The sequence below is a fragment of the Amycolatopsis mongoliensis genome, assembly GCF_030285665.1.
Taxonomy (GTDB): domain Bacteria; phylum Actinomycetota; class Actinomycetes; order Mycobacteriales; family Pseudonocardiaceae; genus Amycolatopsis; species Amycolatopsis mongoliensis.
Genome location: NZ_CP127295.1, coordinates 6,107,082 through 6,123,875 on the forward strand (window position 1 = coordinate 6,107,082; position 16,794 = coordinate 6,123,875).

Sequence of the window (16,794 nt, forward strand, 5' to 3'; positions counted from 1 at the left end):
CGCTGGCCGGCCCCGCCGGCAGGCCGGTCTACCCGGGTGATCAGCCGAAGCAGGAGTGGACCGGCAGGTTCGGCGAGGACCGGCAGCTGCGCGCCGGCTCCGGCACCGGACTGGCGGAGCGTGCCCGCGCGCTCGCCGCGGTTCTGCTGCCTCTCGCGCGCGAAGGCCGGGAAGGGCTCGATCTCCGGATGACCGGTTACGTCGCGGTCACCGGGGAGCGCGCGGCCGTGCTGCACCTCGCGGCCGAACTGCGCCGGATGATCGACACCGAGCTGGTGGCTCTGCAGGGTGGCAACCCGCTGCACACCGCCGAAAGCATGGGTCTGCACGTCACCGTCGCGATTCTCACGGCCGCCGCCGATCGCCGCGTCGAGCTGTGGGCCCACCCCGTCCCCGGACACCGCGTAGCGGACTACCGGACGATGGAGACCCTGGACGTCGACTTCGCCTACCGTTCGGCGGATCTGCCGGTCGCGCACGCGAACCGGGTGCGGTGGACGGTGCAGGGCGTGGCCGTGCGGGCGATCCGGACCGGGCTCCGGCGGCTGCCCCCGGTCCAGGTGGCCATCCGGGGCCAGGTCAACCAGGTGGCGGACGCGCACGCCGAGCGGGTGACGACGTTCACCGCCCTGGTACGGCGGGCGATCATCGAGACCCTGACGGAGGCCCGGGCGCTGAACTTGCCCGACCTGCCGGCCGTCGAAGAGCTGATGCCCGAGGTGCGCGTCACCTCGGAGGGCGACTACTCCTTCCGGGCGGGGCAGGCTTCGGCCACGCTGACCCTGCCCTCGATCCCCGATCCCGGAGGCGAGCCGTCGCCCCCCGAGGTCCCGCCGGGCCCCTCCGGACCATCCCTGCGCGAGCGGCCGCACACCGAAGCGCGGCAGCTCCCCGACGCGGAGAACTCCGACACGGACACGGCCGACGCGCGTTCCGCACCGGATGCCGGTCTGGTCCGGTTGCCGGTGGCCACCGCGGGTGCGTTGCACGCGGCCGGGGGGCTCGCGGCGCAGCCGGAGCCGGAGGTGCGCCGGTGGGCGGTCGCACTTTCCCGGGACGGCTCACTGCGGTTGTCGCCGGACGAGCAGGCCTCGCTCGGCGAGCTGGTCGATCGATTGGCCCGGAACGTGGCCTTCCTGGTGGAGCACGACCGGGAGCTGCCGGAGGTCCGGTTCCACCTCTTCGACACCGCGGCGCGGCGGCGGGAGCACGGGCCTGGGTTGTTCGGCGCGCTGGAGGACGAGGTCCGGTCGGGGATCGAAGACCGGGGGGTGGACGCGCACGCGCCGGGGCTGGTCTTCGACCACGTCGAAGGCGGCCTGGACCGAAACTTCGGCCCCCGTCTCGTGGTCACCGTCCACCGGTCGGAACACGGTTCCCTGCGAAGCCTCCGCGCCGCGCGTACCTTCGAGGCCGCCTATCCGGCCGGGCAGGCGGTTCTGCCGTATGCCGTGCGGCGCCGTCTGGGGCTGCTCATCGAGGGGCTGGTGCAGCGGATCCGGGACAACACGGATCCGGGCGGCCGGCCGCGGTTGCTGCTGGATCTGCGGTCGACGGCGGGCGAGGTGCTGCGGGCGCGGATCGAGGCGCTCACGGCCGAGGTCAACGTGCTGGTGCGGGTGGCCCTGGGTGCGGATTCCGGTCTGACACCGGTGCAGGTGATTCGCGGCCACATCGAGGTGCGCCACGAGCCGACCTCCCGGCGCGCGGGACTGTTCGCGGACCTGACCGGTCCCGAGCACGAACTGGACCGCACGCCGCCGGAGGAGCCGGTGCACGTCTCGTGGACCGGTGACGCGAGTCCCCCCACGGTGGCTTCCGGGCCGGGCGCCCCCCGGTGGCGGGTGAGCGGGTCGCGGCGACCGGCCCGGGCCGGCGAAGCGGGTGCTTCCGCCGAGCCGCCGGCGACCGGCCCGGTGACGAGGAGGCGGGCGGCTCGCGCGGTGCGACCCGACGACCCCCGGCTCGCGGCCGGCGGAGCCATGCCGCACAGCAGTCCCGAGCGCGAGCCGGACCGCACGTCGCCGCAGGACGAAGGGCACACCCCGGAGACGCGCGACGCGCGATCCGCCGGGGCGGCTTCCCAGCCGGACGTCGCGTTCGCCGAGTCGCCCGCGATCGACAAGTTGCCGGGCAGGTACTTCGCCCGGGTGAAACGGCGCGACGATCCCGCGGTCAGTCTGTGGGACGGCCAGGTGCTGAGGACCGAAAACGGGGAATTCTTCCTCTCCGCTGCGGCGCAGGCCGACCTGGACCGGGCCGTGGCGAGTTTCGCGCAGGAGGTGCACGACCGGGCGTCGCGGAATGAACAGCTGCGCGACACCCGGCTGGTCGTGCGGGCGGGCGGCACCTCCGGGCATGGGACGGCGAGGAATGAGCACCGCCGGCTGCGTGACGCGCTCGTGGCCGCGGTCGCGGACCGGGGCGCGGTGCCGCCAGACCTGCACTTCACGCTCATCACGCAGCAGGCCCGCCCCTGGGAGCCGGTCAGCCTGCGGATCACCGCGCACGAGACGCCGAGGCGGACGAAGGCGGAATACCGGGCGGCGGGGGAGCTCACCGAGTTCTTCATGCCGCTGTTGCCCGCCCTGTCGGAGGCGGGCCGCTGGCGGTTCAGGTCGGTGGTGCAGGGCTACGTCGGACGGCTGCTGGCCGATCCGGACAGCGGGGAGGAGCTGCGGATCGCGGTGGTCCACCCCTCGATGATCAACCACGAGCCCCGGGTGGGCGAGATCCGGAGCCTCGTCGGCGAGGCCGTCCGGGAGGAGCTCGCCGGGCACCCGGACCCGGCGACCGCGCGCCGGGTCGCGGAGCTCCTCCGCGGTTCCCTGCACCTCGGCCAGTACGTCCGCCACGGCGTGCCCGCCGCCGTCGTCGTGGACGCCGTGCCCGAAGCGGGAGTGATCCCGCTGCCGGCGGCGACCGCCGCCGACGCGCCGAATCGGGCCAAGGCGATCGAGGTGCGCACGGATCCGGAACTGCTCCGGTGGACGGTCGCACTCGCCGACGACGGTTCGCTGCGGCCGTCGCCGGAAGAAGAAGCTTCGCTCGGTGAGCTCGTCGACGGGGTCGCCCGGAACGTGGCCTACCTCGTGGAGCACGACCGGGAATTGACGGACGTCCGGTTCCACCTCTTCGACACCGCGGACCGGCGGGCACAGCACGGACCGGGGTTGTTCGAAGCCCTGGAAGACCGGTTCCGGTCGGCGATCGAAAACCGGGGGGTGGATCCGAACACGACCGGGCTGGTCTTCGAGCGCGTCGAAGACCACCAGCGGCAGGACCAGGGTCCCCGGCTCGAGATCACCGTCCACCGGTCGCCGTACCGGTCCCTGCGGAGTTACCGGGCCGGACGCACGCTCACCGCCTCCTACGACACCCGTGCGACGTCACTGCCGTATGCCGCGCGCCGCCGGCTCGCCTTGCTGATCGAAGGCCTGGTCGTCCGGGTCCGGGACAACACCGATCCGGACGACCGGCCGCGGTTGCTGCTCGGCCTGCGGTCGCCGGCGGGCACGATGCCGACGCGGACCGCGGCGATCACGGCCGAGGTGAACGCGTCGGTGCGGGCGGCGCTGGGCGCGGATTCGGGTCTGACGGCGGAGCGGGTGCTCCGGGACCACATCCGGTTCCGCCGTCAAGAGCTGCCTCAGCTGCGCGGGGAACTCTCGGCCGACATCACCGGTCCCGAGCACGAACTGGACCGCACGCCGCCGGAGGAGCCGGCGCCCGTCCCGTGGGCGGGCGAGGTGAGTCGCGCCACGGTGGCCTCCTGGCCCGGCGTCCTCGTCGCCGGATCGCTCGCTGCGGGCCCGCTACCGAGCGGCCAGGCCGCCCGGGTGTTGCGGCGCAAGGACGTCGAGATCGACCAGTGGGAGGGCGAGCTCCCGGAGGCCGGCGACGGGGCGGTTCCGCCGGTCAGCGCGGCGCAGGAGCGGCTGGACCGGTTCGTGGAGCGGCTCGCACGCGACGTGCACGAACGCGCGTCGCGGGATGAACAGTTGCTCGACATCCGCCTGCACCTGCGTGCGGGCCGCTTTTCCGCGCACGGCACGCTGGCGGATGAACACCGCCGGCTGCGGGACGCGCTGCTGGCCGCGGTCGCCGCCCGGGGTGAGGTCCCGCCGGACCTGCACTTCACGCTGATCACCCAGCAGAGCCGGGCCGGGGCGCGGGACGGCCTGCGGATCACCGCGCACGAGACGCCGAGGCGGACGAAAGCGGAATACCGGGCGACGGGGGAGCTCACCGAATTCTTCCTGCCGAACTTCCCCGTCCTGCCGGAGGCGGGCCGCTGGCGGTTCAGGTCGGTGGTGCGGGGCTACGTCGGACGGCTGCTGGCCGATCCCGACAGCGGGGAGGCTTTGCGGATCGCGGTGGTCCACCCGTCGGCGACGAACCACGGCGGCCGGCTGGGCGAGATCCGTGATCTCGTCGACGAGGCCGTCCGGGAAGAGCTCGCCGGGCACCCGGACCCGATGACGGCGCGCCGGGTCGCGGAGGTCCTCCGCAGTTCCCTGCACCTCGACGAGTATGTCCGCGCCCGCGTGCCCACCGCGGTCCTGGTGGACGCGATCCCCGGGCGGGGCTGGTCCCCGTCTCCGGTGGCCACCGGAGACGGGCTGCACGGGGCCGGGGGTGTGGCGGTGCAGCCGGATCCGGAGGTGCGGCGGTGGGCGGTCCCGGTTCCCGGGGATGGTGCGCGGCGGCTGCCGGCGGAGGAGCGGGCTTCGCTGGGCGAGCCGGATCGATCGGAACTCGTCGACAGGGTGGTGGGGCACTTCCACACGATCAGCCCGCGCGGCACCCGGCTCTTCGAGCAGGATCGGGAGGCCATCACCGCGCTCGGACAGCGGGTGGGCCGGGAAATCACCGCGCACCCCGAGCTGGAGCCGCTCGACGTGCGGATCTCGGTGCGGTCGAACCTCATCAGCAGTGACGTCGCACTGCAGGGCACCGTGGGCTCGTACGTCCTCCGGTTCCTGCACGCGGGGATGCGGGACGCCGGCGTCGACGCAGCCGGTCTGGCGCACTTCCCCGTCACCTGGTCCTGGTACGGCGGAGGCGCCGGTTACGCCGGTGAAGTCGTGATCAGATCGAACGCCGCGGCCCGTCGGACTCCCGACTGGTACCGGACCGCACGGCAGGTGGCGGACAACTTCCTCCACAACCTCGGTGCCCACTTGCCGGTCGTGGTCGAACAGCGCCTTTCCTGGGCCGTGGCGGGCTTCTGCACCCGCCTCGCCGACAGCGCGCCGGGCCAGGCCCCCACGCTCCGGATCCATTACGTGGGCACCGGGCAGCTGGGCAGCCGGCGCTACGCACAGCTCGTGCGGGTCGTGCGGGACGCGCTGACCGCCGCTCGCGCCCACCGGATGTCCGGATTGCCGTCGGTCGACGACATTCTGCGTGACCACGTGCACATCTCGCCGGTCGAACGAGCTCAGCTCGGCGACCACGCTGCCCTGCGGCTGGTGGAGACCACTCCGGCCGAGGAGGAAGCGGAAGCCGGCAGCCCGGGCGCGCCTGCCGCCGTTCCGCCCGGGGCCGACTCGGCGATGCCGGACGCGTCCCCGGCCGGATCGCGCGACGGAGCCAGGTCCGGCAGCGAGGCGGCGCTCGATTTCGCCGAGGACCCGGACACCCGCTTCGTCCCGGGCGCGCCGGCCGGGTTGCCGGACGCCGGCCACGTGCCGGGCGTCTCGATCTTCGAGGACCTGGAGCGGTGGCTCGACGCGGGGCCGCCGGAGGGTCCGTTCCGGATGGAGCCCGACGGACCCGCACGCGTGAACCCGGAGTCACCGGGCTTCGGGAGCCCGCAAGCGCCCGGGTCCGCCGCGGTTGACGCGGTCGACTGGGACAGCTACCTGAGTGGGTACTTCGCCTCGGCGTCCGATCCACTGGGCCTGGACGACTTGTTTTCCGGGATGGACCGGCCCGCGGAGTTCGGGACCCAGGAGCTGCCGGACCTGAACTACGCCGGCGATCCGGCGGACGAAACGCAGGCGATGGACGTCGACATCCAGCGCGCCACCTCCCCGCAGGGCGGGGCCCCGGCCACGGAAGGGCCCGGAACGCCTACGGCGGCAGAGCGGCCGGCCGTCGGCGAACCGGTGGTCAGTGGTGAGTTCACGGAAGAGGGCGGCCCCGTGCTGTCCCCGGCGGAACGTGCGGCGATCGGCCGGGCCGCGGAGTGGCTGACCGGGAGGGTCTCCGAGGGGCACACGTCGTTCGAGCTGCTGCTGGACCTCAATGGTCCGGCCGCGCAGTGGGAAGCCGTGCACGACCGGATGGGCAGCGCGATCGGCGGTGCGCTCCAGGAGGCGGTGAACCACATCCTGGGGCGCGGCGGGTTCCCGGTGCGTTCGGCGGGAGAACTGGCTGTGCGGCTCCGTCGCGAAGTGGATGCCGACGCGCCACGCAGTGACTTCGGCAAATGGGAACTGCGGCTGCGGCCGGTCGCCCCGGCCGAGGGGGCGCGGCGGCCGGACGTCATGCCGGAGCGCCCGGACGACTGGGACAGCCTTTACGACGTCACGCCCGAGCCGGAAGCGCAGCCGGAATCCGCGGCAACGCCGCGGCCCCGGGAAAGCACGAACCCGGCGGGCGAGGGCCGGCCCGCGCCCGCCGAACGCCGGGAGCCGGCGCAGCCGGCCGAGTCCGACCTCGCTCGCTACCTTCGGGTGGCCAGCAGCCCGGTGCTGGTGCACGGGCGGTTCGAAGCGCGACGAGGTCCCGGGCTCACGCCGGAGGAGATCGCCCACCTCGAAACAACCGCGCGGCGGGCGGCCGACTTCGCCGGACGCGGGCACGGCTCCGCCGAGGTGCTGCTCACCCTGCACGGACCGGGGGCAATGCGTGAGCAGCAGCAGCGGCTGTCTGCCCTGATCGGTGACGTCCTCCGTGGTTCGGCCGACAGTGTGACCTTCACCGTGCGGCACCAGCTCGTCACCCGGTCGCCGCGGTCCGACCACGGCAGGTGGGAACTGCGGATGCAGCCGACGATCCCGGAGGCCACCCGTCCGGCAGCCGCCGAGCAACAACCAGCGGCCCCGCAGGAGGACGTGCGCCGGCTCACCGAACGGGCCGGGGAGCTCGCACGGGTCGAGGCCGAGCGGCACCACCGGCTGCTGGTCGAGCGGGAGGCCGAACGCCGGCGAGCCGAGCAGCCGGGCATGGCCGAGCGGGAAGCCATGCGCCCCAGCGGGTTCGCGAGGAACGAGGCCGGGAACACCGGTGTTCCCGGAGCCTCGCGGGTGCCGGGTCAGCCGGCCTCGGCAACGCCCCGGCAGGCTGTCGTGCCGCTGTCGGATCTGGTCGGGGCCCGGCACGTCGCATTGTCCGAAGTGGACTTCGTGCCGCTGCGCGACCGCGCCGGCACCGTGCGCGGCGTCGGCTTCCCGCGCACCGACCGCGAACGGGCCGTGCTGCGGGAGGCGTTCGAGAACGGCGCCGGTGCGCCGGGCCAGTTCGACGTCGCGATCCACCACGACGCGAACGGATTCCAGGTTCGCACCCGAAGCGGTCAGGTCGTGCCGCTCGACGAGCGCGGCGTGGCGCGGCTGCTGACGAGCATCGAACTGCCCGGGAACGCGAGCCGGCCGCGGTCGATCGTGTTCCTCAGCTGCCGGGTGCGCAGCCCACAGCTGGGCAACCGGTTGGGGACACTGCGGGATCTCCTGCGCGAAGCCGGTTTCGAGGGCGACGTCCGGGGCTACGAAACCCGAGTCGAGGTGCGCCCGGACGGCTCCGTGCGGTCGTTGCCGGACGGAGCGTCGCCGGCCGGCGACGCCGTCGTCTTCGGAACGCCCGGGCACGAGGGCGAAGTGGTGTCCGGGGTGGGGATCTTCGCCGACGGCCGGATCCGGCCCGCGGTGGACGGCCGCCCGCTGTTCGTGATGAACAACGGGATGTACTCCTACCCGGCGTTGCTGGCCCCGGAGGAGTTCGCCGCGTGGGCGGGCTCCCGGGGAGCGAGGGCGAGCGCGAAGTACTTCCCTCACCTCGGTGACGATACGAGCGCGGCGCCGGACGAGCCCGATGCCGGATCCGGCCGTCGTTCCGGCGCGGGTGGCGGAAACCTCCGATCGGCTCCGGTCCAGGGCTTCCCGGGTACGTCCTGGCCGGGCGGTGCCGGCGGCCCCGTCCCGAGCGGGGCGGGCCTCGGGCCGGGCGGCACCTCCGGCCCCGGGACCGGCCCGGTGCCCACCTCGAACCCCGCTCCCTCGCCCGCCTCGTCCGGCGGCAACGCGGTCAGCCTGGCCCAGCTGCGGCGGGACGCGACGAACGCCGAGCTCGGCAAGCAGCGCACCTACACCGTCGACCCCGCTCGGTCACGCCTCGCCGATCCGGTCGAACTGATGGACCTGCAGCGGCTGGCGAACGCCCTGAAGTCGTCGGCGCGGTTCCAGCGGGCCGACGGCCTGCCGGTATCGCACGTCGAGATCTCGGGTACCTCGCGGGATACGCAGATCGTCGCCACGATGCTGCGGAGAGAGCTGGGCAACCACCCCTGGCGGCCGCTGCCGGTCATCGTGACCGGTCCGGGACCCGCGGGCGCGGTCGTCGTCGACGTGTCGGTGCCCGACGTGCCACGGGGCACCGAGCACGCCCCGACCGCGAACACGGCCGGCGGGATCAGTTTCGACTCGGGTACCGCGTCGGAGCGGGTCCGGTGGGGGCGCCTGCACAACGCACTGCCCCCGAAGACCGGGCGGGCAGACCCCTTCTTCGTCTACGTCACCGGCCGCGATGGCAAGTTCCTCGTCGGCGGCACGCTGATCGACGGCGCCACCCTGGCGCGGCACGTCCGGAACTCGCCGGCGTTCCGGCGGCACGCTGCCGATCCCTCGGTGCCGGTCCGGCTGGTCGGTGCGGATCCCGCGCATCCGGACGAGACGATCGACGCGGCGAAGGAGTTCGCGGCGGCCCTGCGGGGCGACGGACGGTACCGTTCGGTGACCGCGGCGACCGAGCGGCTGGAACTGGACGCCGCCGGCCGGGCGGTGCCGGAGAACGGCGGCGGCTACGAAGCGGTCGCGAAGATCCAGCCGGACGACGTGCAGTGGATACGGCTGCGCGGCACGAACAGCCGGCAGTTCGGCATGGGCTTCGCTTCTCCGGATCGCCTCGGCTCCACATTCGCCGCCCTGCTGAAGCTGACGAGCGACCACAGCCTGCGGGCCGTGCGCGAGACCCACACCGACGCCGACGGCAAGGAGCGTTCGGAAACCTCCACGCAAGCTTGGGCCGCGCAGACCGACGGCGCCCGGAAACGCCCGGTCGCGCTCTTCCCGGACGTCGTGGGAGACGACTTCGTCGTTCCGTTGTCCGATGGCACCACCCGGCGCCTCGACCCGGAAAAGACTGCCGAGCTGATCGCGAAGTCCACCGCGTTCCGGCGGCTGACCGCGGGTGCGACCCGGCCGTCGTTGCTCTTGTTCAGCAAGACCAAGCTGTCGGCGGCCGCCGCGACGAGCGACGCCAACCGGAGGCTGCTGGCGCAGCTGCGCGCGCTGACCGGCCCTTGGCAGACCTACGACTACACCGGCCCCTACTCCTTCACCGGCGAAGCCATCCTGTCCGTCCCGCGGGGCAGCGAGTTCGTCGAAGGGCCGCCGCCGTCGCTGGCGGACGTCGTGCACGTGGCGTCGGACGACATATTCGGTTTCCCCGTGCCCGGCGGTACGCGTGAGCCGGCGGCGGAGACCACGGTGCTGAGGGACTTCATCGACGCGGTCCGGAACGGCATTGCCGATCTGGACGGGCTCTGGGCCCCGAAGAAGCCGCTGATTGTTTCGGTCGACTCCCCGGACGGGACGTTCGCGCGCATCGCCACCCGGTCCCACGGCGTGCTCGAACTCGATGGCCGTCAGCTCGGGAAGATGCTGCTCGCCGATCCGGGCTTCCGGCAGCAGCCGGCGGCCGACCCGGAGCGGCCGGTGCTGCTGGTGGCGCGCGACGGCAGCACCCGGGCGAACTTCGGCGGCCTGGGCTTCGACTTCGCCGGGGCGCTGCGGACGGCCGGGATCTTCACCGACGTCTACGCGCCGAACGGGGCGGCGAGAATCGAGTGGGACCGGATCAGCACGAACGGGTACACCGAGTTCTTGCTGGTGGCGGACCTGCGGGCCGGGGACGTGCGAACCGACGTGCTGAAGAACAAGGACGGTGCGGCGGTCGCGTTGTTCGTGCGGTACCCCGGAGACGGCCCGGCCTTCCGGAGAGCCGAGGAATGGGCCCACAACGCGACGGTGGATCTCCTGCGGACCTACCAGGTCGACGGCGGGCTCGCCGCGCACCCGGCGGAGTCGCCCTGGCGGGGCCAGATCCCGGTGTTCCTGTTCACCGGCGTCGGTGATCGGGGCTACGAGGTCATCCGGCAGGACGGGGTGACGAAACAGCTCACCCCGGCGAAGCTGGCCCAGATCGTGCGCGGCGATCCCGACCTGCGGAAGATGCTGGGCCGGGGTCGGGGCAATGCCTCGGACCGCACGCTCGTGCTGGCCGCGTTGAAGGGAACGGCCGGCGGGGTTCGTGAGTTCACGCAGTCGCTGCTGCCCGGTGGCTACTCGCGCGCAGTGCATCACACCCAGGGCGGCGTCCGGCTGTCCAAGCGCGGTCGCATCGCCACCGGGAAGGCCTTCGAGACCGAGGCGGCGCCGCTGCCCGGCGCGGACGACATCGTCACCTACGCCCTGGCCAACGAAACCCTCGGCACCCACGGTCAGTTCTTCCCGCTGTCGGAGGTGGACGTCCAGGACATGTTCATGCCCGCGCGGTACGACTCCGCCGCACGACAGCAGTACTACCTCCGCGCGGTGGCAGAGCAGGCGGCGGACGGCAGCGAGGTCACGCGCTACGTCCCGGTCGCCGCGCCGTGGGCCGGCAGCACGCTTCCACCGTGGTTCCTCGATGGGCACGCGGACCGGGGCGGGTGGATGTCGTTCGGGCTGAAGACCGACCAGCCCTTGCACATCGGCGACACCGTGGATCTCGACGGCGCTGCCGGGGCGCGGATCGTCGCCGGCACCGAGGTGTACCGCCGGGCCGGCGCCGACCCCGGCGCCCCGGTCGCCCTGGGACAGTGCTCGTCGATGGCAGCCACGGCCGACGCGGCCGCCGCCGCCGTGCTGTTCGAGTTCGCGTGGCGCCGGATCGTGGGGCCCGCCCCGGTCTTCGGGGCTACCGAGCCCGTCGACGTGACGAACACCACGGCCACCCGCACGGTCCGGCGGGGTGGGGTGTTCGCCGAGGCCCGGCCGGACGGGCCCGCTGTCCCGGACGTCCCGCTGGCCGACCTCGCGGCGAACCGGATCGAGGCGGTCGAGGTCGGGTTCCGGCCGAAGAGCAAGACCCTGCCGGGGCCGGCGGTCGCGGCGCTGCGCCAGACCGCCCGGCAGGTCGCCCGGGCCGCGGCCTGGCGCCGGCGGAACGACGTGGACCTGCCGGAAGTCACGATCGAGGGCTTCGGCCACACCAGTCTGCTGGGCGGCGTCAAGAGTGCCGAGAAGGCGGGCCAGAAGCGGGCGGACGCGGTGGCCGCGGTCTTCGAGGACGAACTGACCGCGGAGGCGCTGCGGTTGAGCAGGCTGGGCCTGGACGTCCGGCCGGAGCACATCGCCGTCCGCGTGGTCGGTGCCCAAGCGCCGGAGGACGTGGGGCGGGTCGCGCGAATTGACGTCCGGCTCGTGAAGCACGAACTCGGCGAGAAGGCGATCCGCCGGGTCGCCGACGGCGACCGGTCGGCCCCGGCCATCCGGGCGCTCAACCAGGCGTTCGCGGCGCTGGTGCCCGGTCGTCCCGGGAACGCCGCCGTGCCACCGGGCGGGGCCGGTCAGGTGACGGTCCACCGCACGCGGGCACCGCGCGACAGCGGCACGGAGAGCTCCGAGTCCGATGTGGACATGAGCTCGCCGGGGGTGCTTCAGAACGACGGGTCGATCGTCGACCTCCCGCAGACGCCGAGGGCGGCGGGCGGATTGCTCCTGCTTGCGGACCGCGCGGACGCTGCGGTGTGGCAGCAGGTCTACGCTTCCCTGCCGGAGGAGCGGGGTGCCCGGGCGCAGCCGTTCTACATCTTCATGACCGCCGACCAGGATGGATTCCGCGTCGGTGGCGAAACGCTCGACCACGAAGAGCTGGCCACACGGGTCCGGGAGTCCGAAAGCTACCAGGACATGCTCGGCTCGAACCCGGACGCCGAAGTCGTCCTCGTCGTCGCCGGCGCCGCGCACGCACCGAACCTCACGGCGGACGCCGGGAAGTTCGCCGAGCAGCTGATCCGGGAGGAGCCGGAGTACCGGCTCGTTTCGCTCCTGCCCCGCGAAGCCGTCGCCGACGAGGATGGCCACCCGCACGTGCGGGAACCGGGCGGCCGCCGGATCGTCTCACCGGTGCGCACCCGGCCGCGGACCGTAAAGCTGGTCAACGCGCGCGGTCGCGAGAGCGGGGCCGGATTCCTGGCTACCGGCACCCTTGTGACCGACGTGTCCGAGACGGTCCGCAAGGCCACCGATGTCAGCGAACGCATCGTGGCCAGGCCGGTGTTCGACAACGACCTGAACCAATGGGACTGGGCCCCCGAGGTGCAGGAGTGGGCGGCCGCGACCGAGGGGAGCCGGGCCAGGCCCCGGTTCCTGTTCCTGGAAAGCGACGGGAGGCCGTATCCGGCCTACCTGACCAGGGACGAGGACGGCACCGCGTATGCGCTGGGGCACCTCGAAATGGCGCACTCGGTGGTGGCCACCGGCTTCTTCAGGCAGGCGACGGGCGCGGTGCGGGCACCGCTGGTGCTGATCACCTCGGCGGCGGCCTCGGCCGCCGACGAGCTCAACCGGAGATTCCTGGCGAGTGTGCGCGACCTGGCCGGCCCGATGCCTGCTTTCGCCTATTCCGGTCCCCTCGTGCCGCGGAAGCCCGGCGGCCACTTCGGCTTCCGAGGGGGCGGCTTCATCGAACACCCCCTGCACGCAGGGGACGTGCGCATCGAACACTACGGTCCGGTGTTCGGGTTGCCGAACGACGCGAATCCGGGGCACGCCGAGGCGTTGCGCGGGTTCGCGACGGCCGTGCAGGACGGCACGGCTTCGGTGACCGGCCCGTGGGGCGACCGGAAGCCATTGTTCGTGTCGCCCGATGCCTTCGCCAAGTACGCGCGTCTGGACATGACCGACGGCGCGCTGACCGAAGCCGGTGGTGGGGCGGTGGCGCGGATCCTGCTGGAGTACCCCGAGTTCCTGGCTCTGCTGCGGGATCCGACGCGCCCGGTCGTGCTGCTCGGGGACGCCACCGGCAGCCGGGCCAACCACGGTGGTTTCGGTTACGACTTCGCCGGTGCGTTGCGCGCGAAGAAGTTCTTCAACGACGTCTTCGCCCCGGTCTCCCGCCTCACCGTGACGGCGAACGGCGTGCACCTGCCGGACGGTGGCGCATTCGCCCTGGTCTCCACGATGCGCGCGGGTGACGTCAAGGTCGCCTCATTGCCCGGTGCCGATGGCCGGATGCTCGTCCGTGCCGTTCGCTGGCCTGGCGACGACCAGTTCCTGGCACACATCCAAGCGTGGGCCGGGGGCATGACCGGGCAAACCCTGCGCCTGGTGCGTCCCGACGGCAGCCCGGTGCGGGCGCCGTGGTCGCCCGGCGAACCACCGGTGATCATCACTGCTTTCCGTCACCCGAACGGTGGTTACCTGTCCGTTCGTGCCGATGACCAACCGGGGATGCTCGACCCGGGCAGGCTCGCCCGGACCCAGCGAGACGATTCGGAACTCCGGGCCCGGCTGGGCCGCCGGATGCGGAAACACACCCCGTTGCTGTTGATCGATCAGGGAGGTGACTACGCGGATCTGCAGGCGTTCGCCGACGGGCTGGTGCCGGGCGGCTACCGGCGAGCCGTGCACAGGATCGCCGGGCCGGTGTCGTTCCTGCCCACCGGGGAAATCGTCGTCACCGGGGTGATCCAGAGCTACCAGCCGCAGGCCGACCTGAGCCAGATCGTCAGCCTGCCGCTGACAAACCCCCGATTGGGCACCTACGGACAGCACTTCCCGTCGTCGCTGTTCGACGCCGCGGAATTCGACTCCTTCGGCGCACGCCTCCCGGCTCCCCACGAGTACTACGTCCGCGTGTCTCCCGTGCTCGCCCCCGATGGCAGCGTGCACGGAGAGGACCGCAGGCTGTTCCCGGTGCCCTGGGCCGGGCGACGGTCGATCTGGATGTTCCTGGAACACGGCAGCACCCACGGCATGAGTGTGTCGCTCAGCGCCGACCGCGAGTTCTCGCTGGGGGACATGCTGGTGCTTGACGGCGCGAAGACGGCGATGGCGGCCTATCTCAGTGCGGTGTATCGCGCCGGCAATCCGGCACCGCCGTCGAACCTGGTGCTGCTGTCCTGTGGGCTGGCCCCCGAGGAGAAGCTCACCGACGGCACGTCGCAGGCTTACCTCTTCCAGCTCGGCTGGCAATCGGCCAACGGGCCGGTCTCGGTATTCGCGGCCACCCAGCGCGTCAGGCCGTCGTCCGACGCTTCGGAGCTCCGGGTTGTTTCCGGCGACTTCGTCGAAGTGCTGCCGCCGGGGCAGGGGAGCGAGCTGTCCGGCCGGGGCCGGGCCGAGGATCTGAGGGACGACCCCGCGTCCGCACCGGATACGGACTCCGAGGAGGAGTTGCCGTCCATTGTGGAGGATTCCGGGCCGCCGGCGAAGCGGTTCAAGCACAGCCCGCCGGTGGCCACCTTCGAAGCCGCGCCGCAGGCACTCGGCGCGGTGGCGTTTTCCGACGACATCGCCGAGCTGACCGAGTGGCGCAGGATCTACGACCAGCTGCCACCACGGCCGCTCGACGGCGCGCGCAATCCGTTTTACGTCTTCGTCACCGCGGCGGACGGCGGGTTCGCCGTCGGCGGCCGGATCGTCGACGGGACCGAGCTGGCCACGCACGTGACCGGGACCGATGCGTACCGGGCCGCGCTCGCGGCGCAGCCGGGCCTGCCGGTCAGCGTGATCAGTACCGGGGCGGCCGCCTCGGCGCTGCGCGAGTTCAGCGATGCCTTGCGCGGTGACGGTCCCTATCGGGAGATGTACGCGGCCGACCTGCCCGTGTCGCACCAGCCGCAGTTCGGCGGTTTCCACCGCATCTCGCGCCCGCGCCTCGAAGACCTGAACTGGGTGCGGCTGGCCGATGCGCACGGGCGGGCCTACGGGGTGGGCTTCCCGGCCGGCACCAGCGCGGGCCGCGACATGGTGGCGAACGCCGGTGTCGCCACCGACCACGCCCAGCGCCTCATCGCCCAGCGTCACGATGGCGCCGGGACCGACGACGAGGAGCAGCGGACGGAGACGGTCGCGGCCTGGGCCGGGGCTACCGAGGAAGACCGCGCGCGTCCACTGCATCTGATGTCGGCGAGTGCCGATGGCGCGCTCGTCGTGCAGTTCGAGAACGGCTACGAACTCGAGCTCCTCGAGGACGAGTACGCGGAGCTGGTCGCGGCGACCGATGTCTTCGCGCAGGCGAGCGCCGACGCCGTGCGGCGTCCCCTGATCGTGGCCACCAGGGAGTCGACCGGGGATCCCGGCGCCCCGGACCCCAACCCGGGCCTGCTGGCCGCGTTGAAGAAGCTGTCGGGGCCGTGGCAGAGCCACTCGTTCACCGGGGACGTGACGACCGACGACACCGCGGGTTTCCTGGTCCTGCCGAAGGGTGCGGAGTTCACCCGGACCCCGCTGACGCTCGGCGACGTGGACCACGTTTCCCTCGGCCCGGTCTTCGGTTTCCCCACCGGCGCGGACCGGGCCGTGGTCGCCGACCGGCTCCGGCAGTTCGCCGAAGCGGTCGCCGCCGGAACGGCGGACACCCGCGGCGAATGGGACGACCGCGAGCCGGTCTTCGTTTCCCTCGACGGCGCGGTGAGCCATGCGAAGGTGGGCCTGCCGGACGGGATCGCGGCGGAGATCGACGGCCGGGACCTCGGTGAGCAGGTGCTCTCGGACCCGGACTTCGTCAGCCTGCTGCGCGGCGAACCCGCCCGGCCGATCGTGCTGGTCTCCCGGGACGGCGCGGTCCGGAAGAACTTCGGCGGGCTGGGCTTCGACTTCGCCGGCGCCCTGCGCGCGGCCGGGTACTTCCCGGACGTCTACGCGCCCACCGGGGACGCGCGGATCGAACCCCACGGCATCGTCCGGGAGGCGGGTACCCGATTCGAACTCGTCTCGGGCTGGCGGGCCGGCGACCTCAGGACGACCACGCTGAGCAGCGACGACGGCTCGGTCGTGGTCATGATCGTGCGTTCGCGCGGCGACAGCGGACTGGTCCAGCAGGTGCGGAACTGGCTCGGCGGGGCCCGCCGCGAAGCGCTCGGGTCCGTCCTCGACCAGCATGGCTTGCGGCACGACACGCCGTGGGACCCGGCCGTGCCCCCGGTGCTCGTCGTCGGTCGTCGCGGTCCGGACGGCGTGTACTCGGTCATCCGCCACGACGGTGCCGAGGACACGGTCTCGCAGAAGGCGCTCGGCGAGGTGCTGCGCGACGACGAGGGGCTGCGCGCCGAACTGGGCCACGACGGGGAAATCCCGCTCCTCGTGCTCGGAATGGGCGGTGAGACGCCGCCGCTCGGGGAGTTCGCCGCCGAGCTGGTGCACGGCGGGTACTCGCGCACGATGTACCGCCCGCTGGGTGCGGTCTCGTTCGCGGCGCCGGGCGAGCTCATCGTCGAGGGCGGGGGGTTCGAGAAGCTCGACGCGATCCGGCCCGAGCCGGGGAACCTGGTGAGCTACCCGCACGTGCGGCTCGACGGTG